This is a genomic window from Azorhizobium oxalatiphilum, from assembly GCF_014635325.1.
Lineage (GTDB): Bacteria > Pseudomonadota > Alphaproteobacteria > Rhizobiales > Xanthobacteraceae > Azorhizobium > Azorhizobium oxalatiphilum.
Map to the genome: position 1 here is coordinate 378,109 of NZ_BMCT01000005.1, position 21,280 is coordinate 399,388.

Sequence of the window (21,280 nt, forward strand, 5' to 3'; positions counted from 1 at the left end):
GCGGAGTTCATCCCATGTCCACCACATCGCTCGCATCCAAGCCCGCCGCCGCGAAACCCTTCGGGTCCATCGCGACGCCCGGCATCCTCTCGCGCGCGGCCGTCGATGCGGTCCGCAAGCTCGATCCGCGCCTGCTCGCCAAGAACCCGGTGATCTTCGTCACCGAGGTGGTGGCGGCACTCGTCACCGTGTTGTTCGTGCGTGATCTGGCCACCGGGCAGCCGCTGCTGTTCACGGGCCAGATCATGGCCTGGCTCTGGTTCACCGTCCTGTTCGCCAATTTCGCGGAAGCGGTGGCGGAAGGGCGCGGCCGCGCGCAGGCGGAAAGCCTGAAGCGCGCCCGCACCGACACGCTGGCCCGGCGCATCGAGGACATCAACAACCGCCAGCGCTACACCAAGCTCTCCGCCCTCGATCTGAAGGTGGGTGATCTGGTGGTTGTCACCGCCGGCGAGCTGATCCCCGGCGATGGCGAGATCGTGGAGGGCATCGCCTCGGTCAATGAGGCCGCCATCACCGGCGAGAGCGCCCCCGTGATCCGCGAGAGCGGCGGCGACCGCTCCGCCGTCACCGGCGGCACCACGGTCGTCTCCGATGAGATCGTGGTGCGCATCACCGCCGCCCCCGGCAGCTCCTTCATCGATCGCATGATCGCGCTGGTGGAAGGCGCGGAGCGGCAGAAGACGCCCAATGAGATCGCGCTCACCATCCTGCTGGTGGGCATGACGCTGATCTTCCTCATCACCGTCGTTTCGCTTTATGGCCTCGGCCTCTATGGCGGCACGGAGCTGTCGGTGCCGGTGCTGGTGGCGCTGCTGGTCACGCTCATTCCCACCACCATCGGCGGACTGCTTTCGGCCATCGGCATCGCCGGCATGGACCGCCTCGTGCGCCACAACGTGCTCGCCATGTCCGGCCGCGCCGTGGAGGCGGCGGGTGACGTGGATACGCTGCTGCTGGACAAGACCGGCACCATCACCTTCGGCAACCGCATGGCCACCGAGATCATCCCGGTGCCGGGCGTGAGCGAGAAGGACGCCTATGCGGCGGCGCTCCTCGCCTCGCTGGCGGACGATACGGCCGAGGGTCGGTCCATCGTCAGCCTCGCGCGGGACAAATTCGGCCTCGCCATGGACGTCGCCCCGGCGGGTGCGAACTTCGTGGCCTTCTCCGCCGCTACCCGCATCTCGGGCGTGGACGTGGACGGGCGCCAGCTGCGCAAGGGCGCCGTGGACAGCGTGCGCCGCTTCGCCAACGATCTGGCGGGCGGGCGGCTCGCGGTGCCGGCCGAATACAATGCGGCCGTGGAGCGTATCGCCCGCTCCGGCGGCACGCCGCTGGGTCTGGCCGATGGCGGCCGGCTGATCGCCGTCATCCACCTCAAGGATGTGGTGAAGCCGGACATCAAGGAGCGCTTCGCGGAACTGCGCCGCATGGGCATCCGCACGGTGATGGTGACGGGCGACAATCCCGTCACCGCCGCCGCCATCGCCTCCGAGGCCGGCGTGGACGATTTCATCGCCGAGGCCACCCCGCAGGACAAGCTGAACTATATCCGCAACGAGCAGCGCAACGGCCGTCTGGTGGCCATGTGCGGCGACGGCACCAACGATGCGCCGGCCCTCGCGCAGGCGGATGTGGGCGTCGCCATGCAGACCGGCACGCAGGCGGCGCGCGAGGCGGGCAACATGGTGGATCTCGACAGCGATCCCACCAAGCTCATCGAGATCGTGGGCATTGGCAAGCAGCTGCTCATGACGCGCGGCTCGCTCACCACCTTCTCCATCGCCAACGACGTGGCGAAGTACTTCGCCATCATCCCGGCGCTGTTCATCGTCGCCATTCCGGAACTGGGCGTGCTCAACATCATGGGGCTCTCGACCCCTGAGAGCGCCATCCTGTCGGCGGTGATCTTCAACGCGCTGATCATCATCGCGCTCATCCCGCTGGCCCTGCGCGGGGTGAAATACACCCCCGCCAGCGCCGCCAGCGTGCTGTCGCGCAACCTGCTCATCTACGGGCTCGGCGGCATCCTCGTTCCGTTCGTCGGCATCAAGCTGGTGGACATGATCGTCACCGCGCTCCATCTCGCCTGATCCTGCCGAAGGAGGCAGACATGATCTCTCAACTTCGCCCCGCGCTCGTGATGCTCCTGGCCTTCACCGCGCTCACCGGCTTTGCCTATCCTCTCGCCGTCACCGGCATCGGGCAGGCGGCTTTCCCCGCCGCTGCCAACGGCAGCCTCATCACCCGTGGCGACGGCACGGTGGTGGGCTCGGCCCTCATCGGCCAGAAGACGGAAGGCCCGCTGTATTTCCATCCCCGTCCCTCGGCGGCGGGGGAGGGCTATGATGCGGCAGCTTCCTCCGGCTCCAACCTCGCCCCTACCTCGCAGAAGCTCAAGGACCGCATCGACGCGGACGCCAAGGCCCTGCGCGACGAGGGCGTGACGGGCGCCATCCCGGCCGATGCCGTGACCACGTCGGGCAGCGGCCTCGATCCGCACATCTCGCCGGACTATGCGCTGGATCAGGTGGCGCGCGTGGCCAAGGCCCGCAATGTGCCAGCCGACAGGGTGCGCGCGCTGGTGGAGCAGATGACCGAGGGGCGCGAGCTCGGCGTGTTCGGCGAGCCCCGCGTCAATGTGCTGAAGCTCAACCTCGCGCTGGATGCGGGGAAGTAGCGGGCCGTTCCCCGCGAGACCCCGCTTTGCCGTATAAGAACTTCACCCTCTCCCGCACGCGGGGGAGGGTCGTCGCGTTGCGAGATCTCGCGTTGAAGGAGACGAGGCCCGATGCCTCAGGAGGACAAGCCGCGCGCATCCCCCGATGCCCTGCTCGCCATGGCCGAGCGTGAGGGCAAGGGGCGCTTGCGCGTGTTCCTCGGCGCGGCCCCCGGCGTGGGGAAGACCTACGCGATGCTGCAGGCCGCCCGTGCCGCGCAGGACAGCGGGCTCGACGTGGTGGTCGGCATCGTGGAAACCCACGGCCGCCGCGAGACCGAAGGCATGCTGGAGGGCCTCGCCGTCCTGCCGCGTCGGAGCATTCCCTATCGCGGCCGCCTCGTGCCGGAGTTCGATCTGGAGGGCGCGCTCGCCCGCCGTCCGAAACTGCTGCTGGTGGACGAATACGCCCATTCCAACGTGCCCGGCAGCCAGCATCCCAAGCGCTGGCAGGATGTGGAAGACCTGCTGGACGCCGGCATCGATGTCTGGACCACGCTCAACATCCAGCATGTGGAGAGCCTGAACGAGGTGGTCCAGCGCATCACCGGCGTGCGCGTGCGCGAGACGGTGCCCGACACCGCCGTGCAGGAGGCGGACGAGGTGGTGATGGTGGACCTGCCGCCGGACGAGCTGCTCAAGCGGCTCGCCGAGGGCAAGGTCTATGTGCAGGACACCGCCGCCCGCGCCATCGAGCGCTTCTTCAAACCCACCAACCTCACCGCCTTGCGCGAGCTGGCGCTGCGCCGGGTCGCCGCCCGCGTGGACAGCGACCTGCTGGAGCATATGCAGAGCGGCGCCATCGAGGGGCCGTGGGCGGCGGGCGAGCGCATTCTCGTCTGCGTCGGCCCCGATGCCTCGGCAGAACGGGTGGTGCGCGAGGCCAAGCGCCTCGCGGATCTGGCCGATGCGCCGTGGTTCGCCGTCACCGTGGAGCGCCCCGGCACCCAACCCAACGCCAGGGACCGCGCTCTGGTGGATGCGGCCCTGCGTCTCGCCGAAAGCCTCGGTGCGGAAACGCGGGCGCTGGTGGGCAGCGACATCGTGGATGAGGTGCTGAAAGTCGCGCGCTTCGAGAATGTGACGCAGATCGTGGTGTCGCGGGCGCGGCCCTCGCGTCTGTCGCGGCCCTTCGTGCGCACGCTGGCCGATGCGCTGGTGCGCGAGGCGGGCGGCATCTCCGTGCATGTGCTCACCTTCGCGGAAGGCGACGAGGCCGCCCCCCGCCGCCGCACGCCGCCGGTGGGCGGGCTGGATGGCTATGTGGCTGCCAGCATGGCGGTGGCGGTGGCGGTTCTGGTGGGCGAAGGGCTCACCGAATATGTGGCTCTGCCCAACGTTTCCATGATCTTCCTCCTGGCGGTGCTGATGCCGGCGCTGTTCTACGGCGTTTGGCCGGCGGTGTTCGCCTCGCTGCTCTCCGCTGCCGCCTACAATTACTTCTTCATCAACCCCTTCTATACCTTCACCATTGCCCGGCCGCACGAGGTGCTGGCCTTCGTCATCTTCCTGTTCATCGCCGTGCTCATTTCCGCCGTCGGCGGGCGCGCGCGCGAGCAGGCAAAAGCGGCCGCGCAGCGGGTGCGGGCGGGGCGGCGGCTCTATGAATTCACCCGCAAACTGTCCTCTCTGGCCGACACCAACGATGTGGCGGCGGGCGCGGCGTCCGAGATCCACGCCATCCTCGCCCGCGCGGCGGTGGTGCTGGTGCAGCGGCCCAACGCGCAGAAGGGGCCGGACGAGGAGCTGCATCTGGCCGCCGCATGGCCCCCGGAGGACCGGCTGGACACCGCCTCGCTGAGCGCCGCCCGCTGGGCCTATGAGAAGGGCGAGCCGGCCGGTGCGCGAACCGGCACGCTGCCGAGTGTGCCCTGGCTGTTCGTGCCGCTGAAATCCCGGCAGGGCATCGTGGGCGTCATCGGCCTTGAGGCGGCGGGCGAGCCGCTGGACCCGGAGGCCCGCGTGCTGCTGGATACGCTGGCGGACCAGACCGCCTCCGCGCTCGACCGCGCCACGCTGGCGGGCGAGATGGCGGACGTGCGCAGCGCGGCGGAAGCCGAGCGGGTGCGCAACATCCTGCTCGCCTCCATCAGCCACGATTTCCGCACCCCGCTGTCCTCCATCCTCGGGGCCTCTTCCAGCCTGATCGAATATGGCGGTCGGCTCGATCCCGCCCAGAGCCGCGACCTGCTGGCCCAGATCCGCGAGGAGGCCGAGCATCTGGACGGCATGGTGCGCAACCTGCTCTCCATGACCCGGCTGGAAGCCGGCGCGCTTGATCTGCGCCGCGACTGGGTGGATGTGGGCGAGGTGGTGAATCAGGCGGTCGCTACGGCCAGACGAAGGGGCGCCACCCAGCGCTTCACTGTTGAGCTGGAACCGGGTCTGCCGCTGGTGCAGGCGGATCAGATCCTGCTCAATCAGGTGCTGGCCAACGTGGTGGGCAATGCGGTGCGCTATGCCGGGCCGGCCGCGGGCATCAACGTGGCGGCGGCGCGGGCGGGGCAAGGCGTCGAGGTTTCCGTCACCGACACCGGCCCCGGCGTGCCGGCCGGCCTTCTTGAGCATGTGTTCGAGAAATTCGTCCGCGCCGCCTCCGATGGCCGTGGGGCCGGGCTGGCCGATGGCGGGGAGGGGGCGGGCTTGGGCCTTGCCATCGCCAAGGGCATCGTGGAAGCCCATGGCGGCAGCATCCGCGCCGAAAGCCCGGTGCCCGGCAAGGGCTCGGGGTTGCGCGTTATCTTTTCCCTGCCCGTTGGGCAGATGGCAGAGCCGGAGACCGGCGCATGAATGATCCGCGTATTCTCGTGGTGGATGACGAACCCGCCATCCATCGCTTCCTCACCCCGGCACTGTCCGCCGCCGGCTATCACGTGGACCGGGCCGATGACGGGGCCGGCGCGCTGCGCGCCATCGCCACCCATCCGCCGGACGCGGTGCTGCTGGATCTCGGCCTGCCGGACATGGATGGCAAGGAGGTGATCGCCCGCGTGCGCCAGTTCTCCCGCGTGCCGGTGATCGTGCTCTCGGCCCGCGATCGCGAGGCGGAGAAGATCGAGGCGCTGGATCTCGGGGCGGATGATTTCGTCAACAAGCCGTTTGGCGTGGGCGAGCTGATGGCCCGCATCCGCGCGGCGTTGCGCCAGAGGGGCGGGGAGCAGGCGCAGGTCGAGGCGGTGCTGCGCGTCGGCCCGCTGGAGATCGACCGGCCGCGCCACCGGGTGACGCGGGACGGGGAGGAGATCAAGCTCACCCCGAAGGAGTTCGACCTTCTGGCCTATCTCGCCCGCCATCCCGGCAAGGTGCTGACCCATCGCCAGATCCTTGGCGCGGTGTGGGGCCCGGCGCATGTGGAAGACACGCAATATCTGCGCGTCTATGTGGGCCAGTTGCGCCAGCGGCTGGAGGCGGAGCCGGCGGCCCCCACCCTGATCCTCACCGAGCCGGGCATCGGCTACCGGATGGCGGAATAGGGGCGGCTTGATCCCATTCCCCTGCCATCCCATGTATGTTGCATCATGCTCTGCGCCGAATGCCCCCGCTGCCACCGCCGTTCCATCCTCGGCAAGCCGTCTGCCGACATCACCGACCAGACGGCGCCCGAGCCGCCGGCGGGCGCCAAGCTGCGCTGTGACTTCTGTGGCTCCAAGAATGTGAAGCTGATCCGCTTCGATTCCCCCATGGAAGCCCTGCGTTTCGCCAATACGCGCGGCACCACCCAGAACTGAGCCGGCACGAAATCGTCGCGGACCCAACGTGACCTTGGCAACTCAAACGCATCTGCGGCGTTGAGTTGCCAGAACTCACGGGACTGGGACCGCCATGGCCGCCACCGCCAAATCCGCTTCTTCCAAATCTGCCGGCAAATCCGCGAGCAAGCCGTCCGCGAGCAAGCCCGCGGCCAAATCCGCGGACAAGTCATCCTCCGATGCCGTCCCGCCCATCGGCGTGCATGGTGCCGCCCAGCTGCCCGGCATCGAGGTGACGAGCTACAATCTGGAAGTGAAGGACAAGGACGGTTTCGTCGGCGACAAGGCGTCGGGCCGTGCTTTCCGCGCCTTCGTGCACGACTGGCGGACCAAGCTGCGCGAGATCGGCAAGGATCCGTTCGAGGAGGATCTCGACGCCCACATCAGCAAGAAGACCATGGACAAGGTGCTGGCGGGCGATCCCGAAGGCGCGGCGGTGGTGCATGGCGCCATCGAGGATTTCGCCCGCAACTTCGCTTATGTGGCCAAGCGCTTCCTTGCCCAGAAAGACTGGGAGGGGGTGGAGCGGATCGTGGTCGGCGGGGGCCTCAGCGATTCCCGCGTCGGCGCGGTGGCGGTGGCCCGAGCCAATGCCCTGCTGGTGGCCGATGATGTGAAGGTGCCGCTCGAACTCCTGCGCCACCATCCCGACGAGGGCGGGCTGATCGGCTGCCTGCACCTCGCCCCAAGCTGGATCTTCTCCGGCTATGACGGGATCATCGCCGTGGACATCGGCGGCTCCAACATCCGCTGCGGCATGGTGCGCCATAATGCGGAGAAGGATGCCGAACTGAAGAAGGCGGATGTCTGCCGCTTCGAGCTGTGGCGCCACGCGGACGAGGACAAGTTGAGCCGCACCGCCGCCGTGGAGCGGGTGGTGAAGATGATCAAGGGCCTGATCACGCAGGCGGAAACGGACAAACTGAAGGTGGCGCCCTTCATCGGCATCGCCTGTCCGGGCCTGATCAATGACGACGGTTCCATCGCGCGCGGCGCGCAGAACCTGCCCGGCAAGTGGGACAGTGATCACTTCCTCCTGCCCGAGGAGGTGCGCAAGGCCATTCCCGCCATCGGCGAGCACGACACCATGGTGGTCATGCACAATGATGCGGTGATCCAGGGCCTGAGCGCCCGACCGTGGATGGGCAAGACGAAGAAATGGGCGGCGCTGACCATCGGCACCGGCCTCGGCAACGCCTGCTATCGCAACCGGGAGTGAGGTCTGGGGTCCGGTTTCCTCCGGTCTGCCCCGGGCATTGGCCCCGGCGCAGGTTTCGCGCTAGGAAGACGGCCCGTCTTCCAGCGCGCCCCGGTGCGCGCGGACCCTTGCGTACCGAGGATCAAGCTTGGTCAATATCAATCCCAACGGCCTGCTGCCGAAGCGCATTGCCGTCACCGGCGGCGCCGGTTTCGTCGGCTCGCACCTGTGCGAGGCGCTGATCGCGCGGGGCCATGAAGTGCTGTGCATCGACAATTTCTACACCGGCGCGCGCACCAACGTGCAGCATCTGCTCGGCCATCCGCGCTTCGAGCTGATGCGCCACGACATCACCTTCCCGCTCTATATCGAGGTGGACGAGATCTACAATCTCGCCTGTCCCGCCTCCCCGGTGCACTACCAGTTCGATCCGGTGCAGACGCTGAAGACCTCGGTCATCGGCGCCATCAATACGCTGGGGCTCGCCAAGCGCCTGCGGGTGCCGGTGCTTCAGGCCTCGACCTCGGAAGTCTATGGCGACCCGGAAGTGCATCCGCAGACCGAGGACTATTGGGGCAATGTGAACCCCATCGGCCCGCGCTCCTGCTATGACGAGGGCAAGCGCTGCGCGGAGACCCTGTTCTTCGATTATCACCGCCAGCATGGGCTCGGCATCAAGGTGGTGCGCATCTTCAACACCTACGGCCCGCGCATGCATCCCAATGACGGGCGCGTGGTGTCGAACTTCATCGTGCAGGCCCTGCGCGGCGAGGACATCACTATCTTCGGCGACGGCTCGCAGACCCGCTCCTTCTGCTATGTGGACGATCTGGTGCGCGGCCTCATCGCCATGATGGAGAGCCCCGCCGAGGTGGTGGGGCCGTTCAATCTCGGCAATCCGTCCGAATTCACCATCCGCCAGCTGGCGGAAGCGGTGATCCGCCTCACCGGCACCAAGGCGCGCCTTGTCGAGAAGCCGCTGCCGCAGGACGACCCGAAGCAGCGCAAGCCGGACATCTCCAAGGCCGAGACGCAGCTGGGCTGGCAGCCCGCCATCGCGCTGGAAGAGGGGCTGACCCGCACCATCGCCTATTTCGACACGCTGCTGGCCGGCGGCATGGACGCGCCGCACCTCGGCGCCGCACGCTGAACGATCCGGCCGGTCGGGCCATCCCGGCCGGCTGTCATCTCATGCCGTCCATCTCATGTCGTCGCGGCGCGTTTCGCGTCGATCAGTGCCTGTATGCGCGCGGCATCGGCTGGATCCGCCGGATTGTAGACGGACAGGTTGAGGTCCGGCCGCCCATCCACGGTGAAGGCGGAATATTCCAGTGAAACCGGCCCCAGCTCCGGATGGTGAATGCGCTTGATGCCTTCGCCGAAGCTGCGCACCTCATTGTCGTTCCACATGGCGGCGAAGGCCGGGTTGAGCAGGGACAGCTCCTCCACCAGCGGCGCCACCTCGGCCATGGCCCCGGCGCGGGCCACATCGGCGCGGAATACGCCGACCACGAAACGCGCCACGCTCTCCCAGTCCGGCTGCGCCGTACGCACGCGAGAGTTGCCGAACATCAGCCGCAGCACGTTGCGCTGCCTGGGCTCCAGCTGGCTGTAATCGGTGAGCATCACGCGCGCCGCCGTGTTCCAGGCGACCACATCCCAGGTCACGGTCCGCACCAGCGCGGGGCAGGGATCGAGCGCATCGAGAATGCGCTTTAGCCGGGGCGAGACGCTTTCCGGCGGGCTGTAGCGCACTTCCGGCGGGCGGCCGAGCCCCAGCAGGAACAGGTGTTCGCGCTCCACATCGGTGAGCATCAGGGCGCGGGCGATGCGGTCCAGCACGTCGGCGGAGGCCGCCCCGCCGCGGCCCTGCTCCAGCCAAGTGTACCAGGTGGTGCTGATATTGGCGCGCTGGGCCACTTCCTCGCGGCGCAGGCCCGCCGTGCGCCGCCGGGTGGCGGTGAAGCCGAGGGCTGCGGGATCGAGCTTCGTGCGTCGGTCGCGCAGATAGAGCCCCAGCTGATTCTGTTCGTTCATGTCCGTGCCCATGTCGTCCATGTCCGTGCCCATGCCGGAGCCTGTTAGGAATTATACCCCGATAAAGTCACTACTTTACCTGGATATCGTAGGTGCGATGCTGCGGCCCATCAAGCAGGGAGATGGGTTCATGCGTGTATTCGTAACGGGCGCCACCGGCTTCATCGGCAGCCGCGTCGTGCGCGACTTGCTGGCGGCGGGCCATCAGGTTCTGGGCCTCACCCGCTCGGATGCGGGTGCCGCCGCCCTCGCCGCCGCCGGGGCCGAGGTGCATCGCGGGACGCTGGAAGACCCGGCGGGCGTGGCCGCCGGTGCCGCGCAGGCGGACGGGGTGATTCACACCGCCTTCGACCACGATTTCTCGAACTTCGCGGCCAATTGCGAGAAGGATCGGCGCGTCATCGCCGCGCTCGGCGGGGCGCTGAAGGGCACGGCCAAGCCGCTGCTCATTACCTCGGGCACGGGCATGGGCAGCACCGGGCCGGGCCTGCCGGCGCTGGAGGATGCCCGCGATCTCGCCCACCCCAATCCGCGCACTGCCTCCGAGGAGGCGGGCGAGGCCCTGTTGCAGGCGGGTGTGAACCTGTCGGTGGTCCGGCTGCCGCAGGTCCATGACACCGTCCGGCAGGGGCTGATCTCGCCTTATATCGAACTGGCCCGCGCAAAGGGACGGGTCGCCTATGTGGGCGAGGGCGCGAATCGCTGGCCGGCCGCTCATGTGGACGATGTGGCGCGGCTTTATGTGCTGGCGCTGGAGCGGGGCAAAGCGGGCGCGCGCTACCATGCGGTGGCCGAGGAGGGCATCATTGCGCGCGAGATCGCGGAGACGGTGGGGGCGGGGCTCGGCCTGCCGGTGGTGTCGCTGACCGCGCAGGAGGCACCGGCCCATTTCGGCTGGCTGGCCATGTTCATGGCGCTCGACATGCTGGCCTCCAGCGCGCAGACGCGCGCTGTCCTCGGCTGGCAGCCCGGCGGGCCGGGCCTGCTCGCCGACCTGAAGGCCATGGACTACGCCGCGGTGGTCGCCGCCTGAGGGCGTCACCGGCCACGCGACAGGACGAAAAAAGACCGGCGCGCGATCGGCATCGCGCGCCGGTCTTTCATTGATCCCGTACTCAGTTATAGCCGAATCGAGTCGGCGTCGGCACGCGGCTCCACCCGCGCCGCACCCGATGGGCCGGCGTATCGGGATGCGCCTCGGCCGTGCCGTCCATGCGCGCGGGCATGGAAGGGCGGGACGGGCAGGGATGTCGGGATGGGCGCCGGTCAGCGACGGTGCGCGAGCACGCCTGTCGATTCCGGCTCGGGTCCGTGGAGGGACAGATCAGGCCAGGCGCATACCATGCGACGCTGGCCATTCCCCCGAGCGTTTCCGCGTTTCATGGAAACACCGAAACGATCCAGCCATGTATTGAGAATGTCTTGTCGCCTGGATTGCAAAGCAATCGAAGCCGGACATGCCCAAGGCTATCTGTCGAGACGGAAGGATCAGGCGGCCACGGCGCCGGGCATGGCGGCGGACTGGGCGTACATCACCGGAGCCGGCACGACGGTGCCATGCGAGATCAGCGGGAAGTCGGCCAGGAGTTCGCCATCCTCGCCGAGCGCATACACCGCGAGACCAGCCGCATAGTGGCGGTCGTTCTCGGCGATTTCCAGCGCCAGATCGAGATCGAAGCAGATGGTGTCCGGTTCAGCGAGGAGCGCGCCGGACGAGGTGCGCAGATACGCTTTGACGAGATACGCGTGGGCGGCATGATTGTGGTGCATGTTACGGTCCCCGCTTGGGCCACCGCGTTCCCCGAACGCTTGATGAACCAATTGTCAGGAATGATAGCTGGACAGGTTTCGTACGGCTACTGGGAAATCACTATCAAAACGGATCAAGTCCAAATGGAGGCCCCGCAAGGATGGGTACTGTGTTCCTCTCGGACCTGGTTCTGCTCATCGGCTCGGCACTGGTGGTCCTTGGCACGGTTTCGAGCATCCTCGCTGCCCGTTTCGGTGCACCGATACTCCTCGTCTTTCTTCTGCTCGGTATACTGGCAGGTGAGTCAGGTCCCGGACAGATTCACTTCTCGGACTACTGGGCAACCTACATGGTGGGATCGGCGGCCCTGGCCGTGATCCTCTTCGACGGTGGGCTGCGCATGCGGGCGTCCACCATGCGCGGGGCCCTGGCGCCGGCCATTCTGCTGTCCACCGTGGGCGTCACCATCACCGCCGGGCTGGTGGCGCTGGCGGCCCTGCCGCTGCTCGGCCTCTCCCCCCTGCAAAGCCTGCTGGTGGGTTCCATCGTCGCCTCCACGGACGCCGCCGCCGTTCTGTTTCTCGTGCGCGCGCAAGGGCTTAGGCTTGGGCGGCGGCTGGGCGCGGTGATCGAGATCGAATCGGCCACCAACGATCCGATGGCGGTGTTCCTGACCGTGGCGCTGGTGGAAATCCTTGCCTCCGGCGCCGCCGATCCGGGCTGGATGCTGGCTGTGGGCTTGGTGCAGCAACTGGCGCTGGGCGCCGCCATCGGCGTTGCCGGCGGCTTCGGCCTGGCCCTCCTGCTGAACCGCCTCGATCTGCCCGGCGGGCTGCATCCCGCGCTGGTGGTGGCGGTGGCGGTGTTCATCTATGCGGCTGCCGCCATGGTGCATGGCTCGGGCTTCCTTGCCGTCTATCTGGCCGGCCTCGTGCTCGGCAACCGGCCGGTGCGGTCGATTGCGACCATCACCAGCTTCCACGATACGGTGACGTGGCTCTGTCAGATCGTCATGTTCGTCATGCTGGGCCTGCTGCTCTCGCCCGAGCGCATGGTGCAGTACGTGCCGCCCGCGCTGGGCATCGCCGCCTTCCTGCTGCTGGTGGGGCGGCCGGTGGCCGTGTTCCTGTGCCTCTGGCCCTTCGGTTTTTCCTTGCGGGAGAAGGTTTTCGTCTCCTGGGCGGGGTTGCGCGGGGCGGTGTCCATCTTCCTCGCCACCATCCCCATGCTGGCCCAGCTGCCGGGGGCGGAAGCCTTCTTCAATGTCGCCTTCGTGGTGGTGCTGGTGTCGCTCATCCTGCACGGCTGGAGCCTCGTCTTCACCGCCCGCCGGCTCAAGGTGGCGCTGGCCGAACCCATGCGTGAGACGCGCCGGTTCGAGATCGATCTGCCGGGGCAGAGCGACCATGAACTGGTGGGCTATCCGGTCACGGGCGGCACGCTGGCGGTGTCCTCCGGCCTGCTACCGCTGTGGGCGCGCCTCGTGATGGTGGTGCGCAAGGGGCAGGTGCTCACCCCCGAAGCGGCGGGAGTGCTGCGCGCGGGCGACTATGCCTATCTGCTGGCACCGCCCCAGCGGGTGCACCAGCTCGACCCGTTGTTCATGCCGGAGGAACGCCGCAAGAGTGATGCGCCGTCAGGCTTTCCCTTCGCCGGCGAGGTGCGCATCGGCGATGTGGCTGATCTCTACGGGCTGATCGTCCCCGAGGCCGAACGCGGCGTGACCATCGCGGACGCCTTCGCCGACCGTTCCGACGACCGCCCCTTGCCGGGTATGCGTTTTCCCGTGGGCTCGGCTGCCATCGAGGTGCTGGCGGTGGATGAGGGACGGGTCACGCAGGCCGCCCTGCGCTTCGAGACGCTGGGAGAGGAGGGGCTGCCCTGGCTTGAGCGGGCCATGGCGTGGCTGCGCAAGCGCCTCGGCGGGACGATCCCGGGGGCCGGATGAGGCCTTGAGCGGGACTATGGTGCCTCTCTGGCGCGGAACGGAACTGCCCCACTTTGGATCAATCGGCCGAGGATGGTGCACTGCCGTCCTGCTGACGTTTTTCCGGTGCGCTGTGTGACCGTAGCGGGGTCGGTCAGGCTGGCGCCGATGGGCAGTCAGCCTTATGGCTCGTGCGCCTGATCGTGTCGCGGGTTGGAGTGACCGCCGGGCCGGAACGACGGAATGGACCGAGTCGGGGGCTTGGAGAGGAGACGAGGCATGGTGCGCCTGTTCATGCGCGGACGTGGCGAGGGATCGGGCACGCAGATGCGGGACGCCACCCGCGCGCTGGCGGACATGACCCGTCGCCTGCTGGCGCTGGAGGAGGAGGCCACCGTCTCGGTGAGCGAGATCGCCTGCGGCGACCCGGCTTGCGGCGGCGCGGAGACGGTGGTGCTGGTGATGCGCCCCGGCCACCCCACGCAGGCGGCCAAGGTGCTGATGCCGGTGGCGCGCGTCACCGAGGAGGATCTGCTCGCCGCCCTCCAGCCGCTGTCGCAGATGATGCGGGCGGGGTGAGGAATTCGCTCACCTTAAGGCGCGGAACATCTTTCAAGCAGAACACCGTCATGCCCGGGCTCGTCCCGGGCATCCACGCCCCGCGGCCAGGAACAGTCTTTAAAGGTCTGCGTCGTCGGCACGGCGTGGATCCCCGGAACAAGTCCGGGGATGACGATGCACTTTAAGGTAAACGTCGTTCTGCATAGAGGTTCGCGCGGACGCGGATCAGCCCTATGCCATCCAGCCGGGAAACGCCGCTGCCTGCTTTATCCATGCCGCCATCTGCGCTTCGTCCCACGCCTCGCCCTCGCGCAGGTCGATCCAGCGCGCCTCCTTCGCCGTGCCCCCGGCCGGCGCGGGCTCAAGTTCCGTGCCCTTGAAGAACGTGACCTTCACATAGCGGGTGAAGACGTGGAAGGAGAGGAACCAGCCCTGTCCGGCGACGCCGTAGAAAGGCGAGTTCCACTTCACCGCTCTGGCGACGCCGGGCACCGTCTCTTCGATCAGCGCATCGAGCCTGCGGCAGATTTCCTGCCGGGAGCCCGAAAGCGCGGCGATATAGGCCTGAACGGGCGCCTCGCCCTCCGCCTTGGCGATCTGCGGATTGCCGCCGGACAGAAGCACCTGCTTCTTCGCCGCCGCCTTGGCGGGCGCCTTGGTCTTCACCGTGGATTTGGCGGGTACCTTGTCCTTTGCGGTCGTCTTCTCCTTCGCCGCCCCTTTGGTCGCCGGCTTGCCGTCCCCCATGCGTCCCTCCTTCACAGGTCCAGATCACCCCGGCAGACGATGTGCAGCTTGTTGCCGTCCGGGTCGCGCAGATAGGCGCCGAAATAGCCGTCCCCATAATGCGGGCGCGGGCCGGGGGCGCCCTCGTCGGTGCCACCGTGAGCGAGGCCCGCCGCATGGGCTTCGCTCACCGCATCCTCGGTGGCGGCGAGGAAGGCCACCATCGAGCCGTTGCCGACGCTCGGCGGGCCGCCGTTGAACGGCTTGTGGGCGAAGAATTCCGGCAGCAGTGCGGGGCCGGTCCAGCACAGGGCCTCCGGCCCGCCATCCGGCGCGGTGGCGCGCCGGGTGAGGCCGAGCGGCGCCAGCACCGCATCATAGAAGCGCCCGGCGCGCACCAGATCGCTGACCCCGACGGTGATGTGGCTGAACATGGTGTCCTCCCCGTCATTCCTGCCGGGCCGAGTGTGGGCAGGCGCTGGGCGGGCGGCAAGCCCTTGGGGCAGCCTTCGGTGGAGCGCGGGCAAGGCGCTGCCCTTCACCTTCGGCGCGCTTTGATCTAGAGCACTGACAACGGAGCGGCCGCGCCCTCGGGTGGGCCGCTTGCTCTCCCAATTGAGGTGACGCCTGCCGCCCATCGGCAGCGCGCCCCCGATGCCGGCCGAATGTCCATGTCTTCCACGTCTTCTACCGTCACCGCCTCCCGTCCCTCGGCGCTCGCCTCGCTGAACCCGATCTATGCGGCGCTGCCGACCACCGTGTTCGAGGTGATGTCCGGCCTTGCCCGCCACCATCAGGCGGTGAACCTCGGGCAGGGCTTCCCGGATGATCCCGGCCCGCTCGACGTGCGCCAGAAGGCGGCGGATGCGGTGGTGAACGGCTGGAACCAGTATCCGCCCATGATGGGCCTCATGGAGCTGCGGCAGGCGGCTGCCGATCACTACCGGCACTGGCAGGGCCTCGAACTCGATCCCGAGACCGAGATCATGGTCACGTCGGGGGCCACCGAGGCGCTGGCCGGCGCGCTCATGGCGCTGATCGAGCCGGGCGACGAGGTGGTGCTGTTCCAGCCGCTCTATGACGCCTATCTGCCGCTGGTGCAGCGGGCCGGCGGCATCCCCCGCCTCGTGCGCCTCGAGCCGCCGAGCTGGCGCATCACGGAAGAGAAGCTGGCCGCCGCCTTCTCGCCGCGCACCAAGCTGGTGCTGTTCAACAATCCGCAGAACCCCACCGGCATCGTGCACTCCCGCGAGGAGATGCAGCTGATCGCCGATTTCTGCGCGAGATATGACTCTCTCGTGGTGAGCGACGAGGTGTGGGAGCACATCATCTTCGACGGCCGCCGCCATCTCTCCATGATGTCGCTGCCGGGCATGCGCGCGCGCACGGTCAAGATTTCCTCCGCCGGCAAGATCTTCGGCATGACCGGCTGGAAGGTCGGCATCGTGATGGCCCAGCCCGAGCTGATGAAGGTGCTGGGCAAGGCCCACCAGTTCCTCACCTTCACCACGCCGCCGAACCTCCAGAGCGCCGTCGCCTATGGGCTGACGAAGGACGATGCCTATTTTGAGGACATGCGCGCCGGCCTTCAGCGCTCCCGCGACCGGCTGGCGAAGGGCCTCTCCGATCTCGGCTTCCCGGTGCTGCCGAGTGCGGGCACCTACTTCCTCTCGGTCGATCTCGCCGCCATCGACCCGAAGCTCGACGACGAGGCCTTTTGCCTCAATCTCGTGAAAAACCATGGCGTTGCCGCCATTCCGGTGTCCGCTTTCTATGCGCAGGATGCCGTCCGATCGGTGGTGCGCTTCTGCTTCGCCAAGCAGGATGCCACGCTGGACGCGGCCCTTGAGCGCCTGGCTGGAGCTTTGCGCAACGTTTAGGAAGTGTTGCGCCGCCAATGATCTCCAGCAGTTGTGATGACCTCGCAATAACGTTAGGGCATGCGCGCGAATAAGGCGGCCCGGCGCAACGTCTGCCATGTAAAACATCTCGCAGGGTGAAGGGGCCCGGTGTAACGTCTCTAACGTGAGGGGCGGCAGAGCGCGGGACGGCTGATGCCCCTGCGCCAGACGAGGTGGTTTATGGGCGGTTCGAAGCGGGCGGGGCGCTGGCGGGTCTATTTCGTATTTCTCTGCCTAGCCGTCGCGGCCGGGGCCGCATGGTCCTGGTCGCAGGGCCTGTGGGGCAAGGCGGGAACCGCCAAGGCGCAGGTGCAGGCCGAACGGCGCGTGGCCGTTGTGGTCGCCACCGTGCAGGATCGCCCCATGCCCGAGCGCATCGAGGCGCTGGGCACGGTTGAGCCCATGGTCACTGTCACGGTCCGCTCCCGCGTGGCCAGTCAGGTGATGAAGGTGGCGTTCGAGGACGGCGCCGCCGTCCAGCAGGGCGACCTGCTGTTCCAGCTCGACCCGCGCGAGATCGACGCCCAGATCCTTCAGGCCCGCGCCACCCTCGCCAAGGACAGGACCCAGCTCGAAAAGGCCCTGCGCGACGTGGAGCGCTATGCCGGGCTCGCGCAGCGCAATGCCGTCTCGCAGGTGACGCTGGACGATGCCCGCACCACCGCCGATGCCCAGAAGGCCACGGTGGAGCAGGACGAGGCGAACCTGAAGGCGCTGGAGGTCCAGCGCACCTATTACGACATCCGCGCCCCCGTGACGGGGCGGATCGGCGTCGCCGCCGTGCGGCCGGGCGCGGTGATCCGCGTGGACGACACGCTCGCCACCGTGCGCCAGATCAAGCCCATCTATGTGGCCTTCGGCGTGCCCGAGCATTATCTGAAGGACATCCGCACGGTGCAGGCCAATGCCCGGGTGGAGATCGCCCTTCAGGGCGGCCGCGACGAGGTGGGGGACGGCAAGATCGCCGTCATCGACAACACGATCGACCCGCAGACCGGCACCCTCATGGTCCGCGCGCTGTTCGACAACAAGGACGAGCGCCTGTGGCCGGGCACGCTCGGCGCGGTGTCCGTGACCCTGCGCATGGAGAGCGGCGTTGCCTCCGTGCCGTCGGAAGCGGTGCAGAACGGCCAGAGCGGCACCTTCGTGTTCGTGGTGGAGAAGGACATCGCCCACATCCGCCCCGTCACCGTCGCGCGCACCGTGGATGGTTTCGCGGTGATCACCGCCGGCCTCAAGGGCGGCGAGGTGGTGGTGACGGACGGCCAGCTCTCGCTCCGCGAAGGCAGCCGCGTCACCATCAAGAGTTCGGCCGCCCCCGCCACCGCCACGGGAACCTGATCTGATGTTCTCGGAGCTGTGCATCCGCCGCCCCGTGATGACGACGCTGCTGATGCTGTCGCTCATCATCGGCGGTCTGTTCGCCTATCGCCTGCTGCCCGTGGCGGCGCTGCCGCGCGTGGACTTCCCCACCATCTCCATTACCGCCACCCTGCCGGGCGCGAGCCCGGAGACCATGGCCACCGCCGTGGCGACGCCCATCGAGCGCCAGCTCTCCACCATTTCGGGCATCACCCAGCTCACCTCCACGAGCACGCAGGGCTCGACCAACATCACCATCCAGTTCGATCTCAGCCGCAACATCGACGATGCGGCGCTGGATGTGCAGTCGGCCCTCTCCGTGGCCCAGCGCCAGCTGCCGGACGAGATGACCACCCCGCCCAGCTTCCGCAAGGTCAATCCTGCGGACTCGCCGGTGATCCTGCTGGCGGTGTCCTCCGAGACCCTGCCGCTGTCGCAGGTCAATGAATATGCCGACACCATCATCGGCCAGCAGATCTCCCAGCTGCCGGGCGTGGCGCAGGTGCAGATCTACGGCACGCAGAAATATGCGGTGCGCATCCGCGTCGATCCCGCCGCCGCCGCCGCCCGCAACATCTCCGCCGCCGACATCCAGAACGCGGTGCAGGCGCGCGCCTCCAACACCCCCATCGGCCAGCTCTCCGGCCCGAAGCAGGCCCTGACCATCGACATGGGCGTCGCCAAGGCCGACGCCGGCTCCTATCGCAAGCTGGTGGTGGCGTTCCGCAATGGCGCCCCGGTGCGGCTGGAGGAGATCGCCACCATCACCGATGGCGTGGAGAATGAGCGCGTCGCCTCCTGGTTCAACGGCAAGCGCTCCATCGTGCTGGCCATCGTGCGCCAGCCGGATGCCAACACGGTGGCGGTGGTGGACGAGGTGCGCTCGCATCTGCCGCAATATCGCGCGCAGGTGCCGGCCTCGGTGAACATCGACGTCATGAACGACCGCTCGCTCTCCGTGCGCGAGGCGGTGCATGACGTGCAGAAGACGCTGTTCGAGGCCATCGTCCTCGTGGTGCTGGTGATCTTCCTGTTCCTGCGCAATCTGCGCGCCACCATCATCCCCTCGCTGGCGCTGCCCATTTCCATCATCGCCACCTTCGGCCTGATGTGGGTGCTGAACTTCTCCATCAACAACATGACGCTGCTGGCGCTGACGCTGTGCGTCGGCTTCGTGGTGGACGATGCCATCGTGGTGCTGGAGAACATCTACCGCCACATCGAGAATGGCGAGAAGCCGTTCCCGGCCGCCATGCGCGGCTCGCGCGAGATCGGCTTCACCATCATCTCCATGACGCTGTCGCTGGTGGCGGTGTTCATCCCGGTGCTGTTCATGGGTGGCGTGGTTGGGCGCGTGTTCCGCGAGTTCGCCGTCACCATCTCCATCGCCATCCTCATATCCGGCTTCGTCTCGCTCACCCTCACGCCCATGCTGTGCGCCCGCGTGCTGAAGGCGCCGGACCACCACAAGAAGCCCAACGCCTTCTACCGGGTGACGGAAGCCATGTTCGATGCGTGGCTGGCGGGCTATCGCCACAGCCTCGACTTCGTGCTGCGCCATCGCTTCTTCATGCTGCTGGTGACGTTCGCCACCATTGGCATCTCGGCCGCGCTCTATGTGGTGATCCCCAAGGGCTTCTTCCCCATGGAGGATAACGGCTTCATCACCGCCACGGTGGAAGCCAGCACCGACACCTCCTTCGATGCCATGGTGGAGCGCCAGAAGCTGGTGGCCGCCGCGGTGCAGGAAGACCCCAACGTCGCGTATCTCACCTCCACGGCGGGCGCCACGGGCATCAGCCGCACCACCAATACGGGCCGCCTGTTCATCGCGCTCAAGCCCAAGAGCGAGCGCACGCTCAGCGCCTTCCAGGTCATTCAGGATCTGCGCCGCCGCACCCAGCAGGTGCCGGGCGTGAACGTGTTCTTCCAGCCGGTGCAGAACATCAATATCGGCGGCGTGCAGTCCAAGAGCCAGTATCAGTACACACTGCAAAGCTCGGATTCTGCGGCGCTCTATGCTGCCGCTCCCGGCATGGAGCGGCGTCTGGCCGAGCTGCCGGGCCTGCGCGACGTGACGTCCGACCTGCAGATCACCAATCCGCAGCTCACCATCGACGTGAACAAGGACAAGGCCGCCGCGCTGGGCATCACGGAAGAGCAGATCCGCGATGCGCTCTATACCCAGTTCGGCACCCGGCAGGTGGCGACGCTCTACACCAGCACCAACCAGTACGCGATCATCGCCGAGGCGCAGCCGCGCTTCCAGCGCGAGGCGTCCGACCTCAGCCGCGTCTATCTGCGCACCACCTCCGGCACCGTCGTGCCGCTGGAGACGGTGGCCACCATCCGCCGGACGGTGGGGCCGCTGCTCATCGCCCATCAGCAGCAGCAGCCGGCCGTCACCATCTCCTTCAACCTCGCCCCCGGCGTCTCGCTGGGGCAGGCGGTGGAGCAGATCCAGGCGGCCGAGCGCGAGGCGGGCCTGTCGGCCTCCATCTCCACCGGCTTCCAGGGCACCGCGCAGGTGTTCCAGGATGCGCTGGGCAATCAGGCGCTGCTCATCCTCGCCGCCGTGGTGGTGATCTACATCGTGCTGGGGGTGCTCTATGAGAGCTTCATCCACCCCATCACCATCCTCTCGGGCCTGCCCTCCGCCGGCATCGGCGCGCTGCTGACCCTGATGATGTTCGACATCGAGCTGTCGGTGATCGCCATCATCGGCATCGTGATGCTGGTGGGCATCGTGAAGAAGAACGCCATCATGATGATCGACGTGGCGCTGGAGCGGCGTCGGCAGGGCGTGGAGGCGCTGGACGCCATCCGCGAGGCGGCGCTGCTGCGCTTCCGCCCGATCATGATGACCACGCTGGCCGCCATCTTCGGCGTGCTGCCCATCGCGCTCGGCGCGGGGGCGGGCTCGGAGCTGCGCCAGCCGCTGGGCGTGGCGGTGGTGGGCGGGCTGCTGTTCTCGCAGCTGCTCACGCTCTACATCACGCCGGTGATCTATCTCTATCTCGACCGGCTGGATAACCGCGTCACGCGGGCCATCTCCGGCGAGGACAAGGCGTCCGCCCCGCACGAGCATCCCGCGCCGGCCGAGTGATCCGGATTGGAGCGGATCTCCGATCCGTTCATCCGCCTCGGTAATCGGGCGCGTGACGTCGTCCCGCAGGGGAGATTCGTGCCGCGCCCGGATGCGCGTCACACCAATATTTGACCGAAGGTTATCCCCCGCGCGAAAGGTTGCTTCGCGCGGTGCAGCGCATTCAATAGAACAGTTCTATGACCCATTGCGTTGATTTATCTGTTAGCGTGCATTAATTCGATTTCATCGGAACGAGCGT

General features: G+C 67.6%; 17 protein-coding genes. 13 read left to right on the forward strand and 4 right to left on the reverse strand.

The window, feature by feature from the left end:
• The first annotated feature begins 14 nt into the window (after positions 1–14).
• The 7 genes from kdpB to IEW24_RS18430 all read left to right on the forward strand — a co-directional run bounded on the left by kdpB (position 15) and on the right by IEW24_RS18430 (position 8,819).
• Entirely contained in the window at positions 15–2,096 is a 2,082-nt protein-coding gene (gene kdpB / locus IEW24_RS18400; RefSeq protein WP_188581301.1) for a potassium-transporting ATPase subunit KdpB, read from the forward strand.
• Between the two features lie 20 nt (positions 2,097–2,116).
• Positions 2,117–2,683, forward strand: a complete 567-nt coding sequence (kdpC, locus tag IEW24_RS18405; protein WP_188581303.1) for a potassium-transporting ATPase subunit KdpC — start codon at positions 2,117–2,119, stop codon at positions 2,681–2,683.
• 111 nt (positions 2,684–2,794) lie between these two features.
• Complete coding sequence (locus IEW24_RS18410; RefSeq protein WP_188581305.1) at positions 2,795–5,512, forward strand: DUF4118 domain-containing protein; 2,718 nt, start codon at positions 2,795–2,797, stop codon at positions 5,510–5,512.
• On the forward strand, positions 5,509–6,195 hold the full coding sequence (locus tag IEW24_RS18415) for a response regulator (protein WP_188581307.1): 687 nt from the start codon (positions 5,509–5,511) through the stop codon (positions 6,193–6,195). The genes IEW24_RS18410 and IEW24_RS18415 overlap by 4 nt, the downstream gene beginning before the upstream one ends.
• A gap of 45 nt (positions 6,196–6,240) precedes the next feature.
• Positions 6,241–6,450, forward strand: coding sequence for a hypothetical protein (locus IEW24_RS18420; RefSeq protein ID WP_188581309.1), 210 nt, complete (start codon positions 6,241–6,243; stop codon positions 6,448–6,450).
• Positions 6,451–6,544: 94 nt separating this feature from the next.
• Positions 6,545–7,690, forward strand: coding sequence for an ROK family protein (locus IEW24_RS18425; RefSeq protein ID WP_188581311.1), 1,146 nt, complete (start codon positions 6,545–6,547; stop codon positions 7,688–7,690).
• Between the two features lie 127 nt (positions 7,691–7,817).
• Complete coding sequence (locus IEW24_RS18430) at positions 7,818–8,819, forward strand: UDP-glucuronic acid decarboxylase family protein (protein WP_244644526.1); 1,002 nt, start codon at positions 7,818–7,820, stop codon at positions 8,817–8,819.
• A 53-nt stretch (positions 8,820–8,872) separates the two neighbouring features.
• Here the strand turns inward: IEW24_RS18430 and IEW24_RS18435 are convergent, their stop codons facing one another.
• On the reverse strand, positions 8,873–9,718 hold the full coding sequence (locus IEW24_RS18435; RefSeq protein ID WP_188581495.1) for a helix-turn-helix transcriptional regulator: 846 nt from the start codon (positions 9,716–9,718) through the stop codon (positions 8,873–8,875).
• A gap of 118 nt (positions 9,719–9,836) precedes the next feature.
• Here IEW24_RS18435 and IEW24_RS18440 point away from each other — a divergent pair, with 118 nt between their 5' ends.
• Entirely contained in the window at positions 9,837–10,739 is a 903-nt protein-coding gene (locus tag IEW24_RS18440; protein WP_188581312.1) for an SDR family oxidoreductase, read from the forward strand.
• Positions 10,740–11,194: 455 nt separating this feature from the next.
• Here IEW24_RS18440 and IEW24_RS18445 read toward each other — a convergent pair whose 3' ends face one another.
• On the reverse strand, positions 11,195–11,476 hold the full coding sequence (locus tag IEW24_RS18445; protein ID WP_188581314.1) for a hypothetical protein: 282 nt from the start codon (positions 11,474–11,476) through the stop codon (positions 11,195–11,197).
• A gap of 140 nt (positions 11,477–11,616) precedes the next feature.
• Here IEW24_RS18445 and IEW24_RS18450 point away from each other — a divergent pair, with 140 nt between their 5' ends.
• Together IEW24_RS18450 and IEW24_RS18455 are read left to right on the forward strand one after the other, a co-directional pair.
• Positions 11,617–13,404 carry a potassium/proton antiporter gene (locus tag IEW24_RS18450; RefSeq protein WP_188581316.1) on the forward strand — a complete coding sequence of 596 codons (1,788 nt, stop codon included), beginning with the start codon at positions 11,617–11,619 and terminating at the stop codon, positions 13,402–13,404.
• A 258-nt stretch (positions 13,405–13,662) separates the two neighbouring features.
• Positions 13,663–13,962, forward strand: coding sequence for a hypothetical protein (locus tag IEW24_RS18455; RefSeq protein WP_188581318.1), 300 nt, complete (start codon positions 13,663–13,665; stop codon positions 13,960–13,962).
• 213 nt (positions 13,963–14,175) lie between these two features.
• Here IEW24_RS18455 and IEW24_RS18460 read toward each other — a convergent pair whose 3' ends face one another.
• Both IEW24_RS18460 and IEW24_RS18465 read right to left on the reverse strand, forming a co-directional pair.
• On the reverse strand, positions 14,176–14,691 hold the full coding sequence (locus tag IEW24_RS18460) for a DUF1801 domain-containing protein (RefSeq protein ID WP_188581320.1): 516 nt from the start codon (positions 14,689–14,691) through the stop codon (positions 14,176–14,178).
• Positions 14,692–14,702: 11 nt separating this feature from the next.
• Entirely contained in the window at positions 14,703–15,104 is a 402-nt protein-coding gene (locus tag IEW24_RS18465) for a VOC family protein (protein ID WP_188581322.1), read from the reverse strand.
• A 291-nt stretch (positions 15,105–15,395) separates the two neighbouring features.
• On the opposite strand from IEW24_RS18465, the gene IEW24_RS18470 reads away from it, so the two are divergent.
• The 3 genes from IEW24_RS18470 to IEW24_RS18480 all read left to right on the forward strand — a co-directional run bounded on the left by IEW24_RS18470 (position 15,396) and on the right by IEW24_RS18480 (position 21,039).
• A complete protein-coding gene (locus IEW24_RS18470) occupies positions 15,396–16,550 on the forward strand; it encodes an aminotransferase (protein WP_188581497.1) in 1,155 nt (384 codons plus the stop codon).
• Between the two features lie 201 nt (positions 16,551–16,751).
• Entirely contained in the window at positions 16,752–17,912 is a 1,161-nt protein-coding gene (locus IEW24_RS18475) for an efflux RND transporter periplasmic adaptor subunit (RefSeq protein WP_188581324.1), read from the forward strand.
• A 4-nt stretch (positions 17,913–17,916) separates the two neighbouring features.
• The gene (locus tag IEW24_RS18480; RefSeq protein WP_373870088.1) at positions 17,917–21,039 is read left to right on the forward strand and encodes an efflux RND transporter permease subunit; all 3,123 of its coding nucleotides are present in this window, start codon (positions 17,917–17,919) and stop codon (positions 21,037–21,039) included.
• Positions 21,040–21,280: the final 241 nt, after the last annotated feature.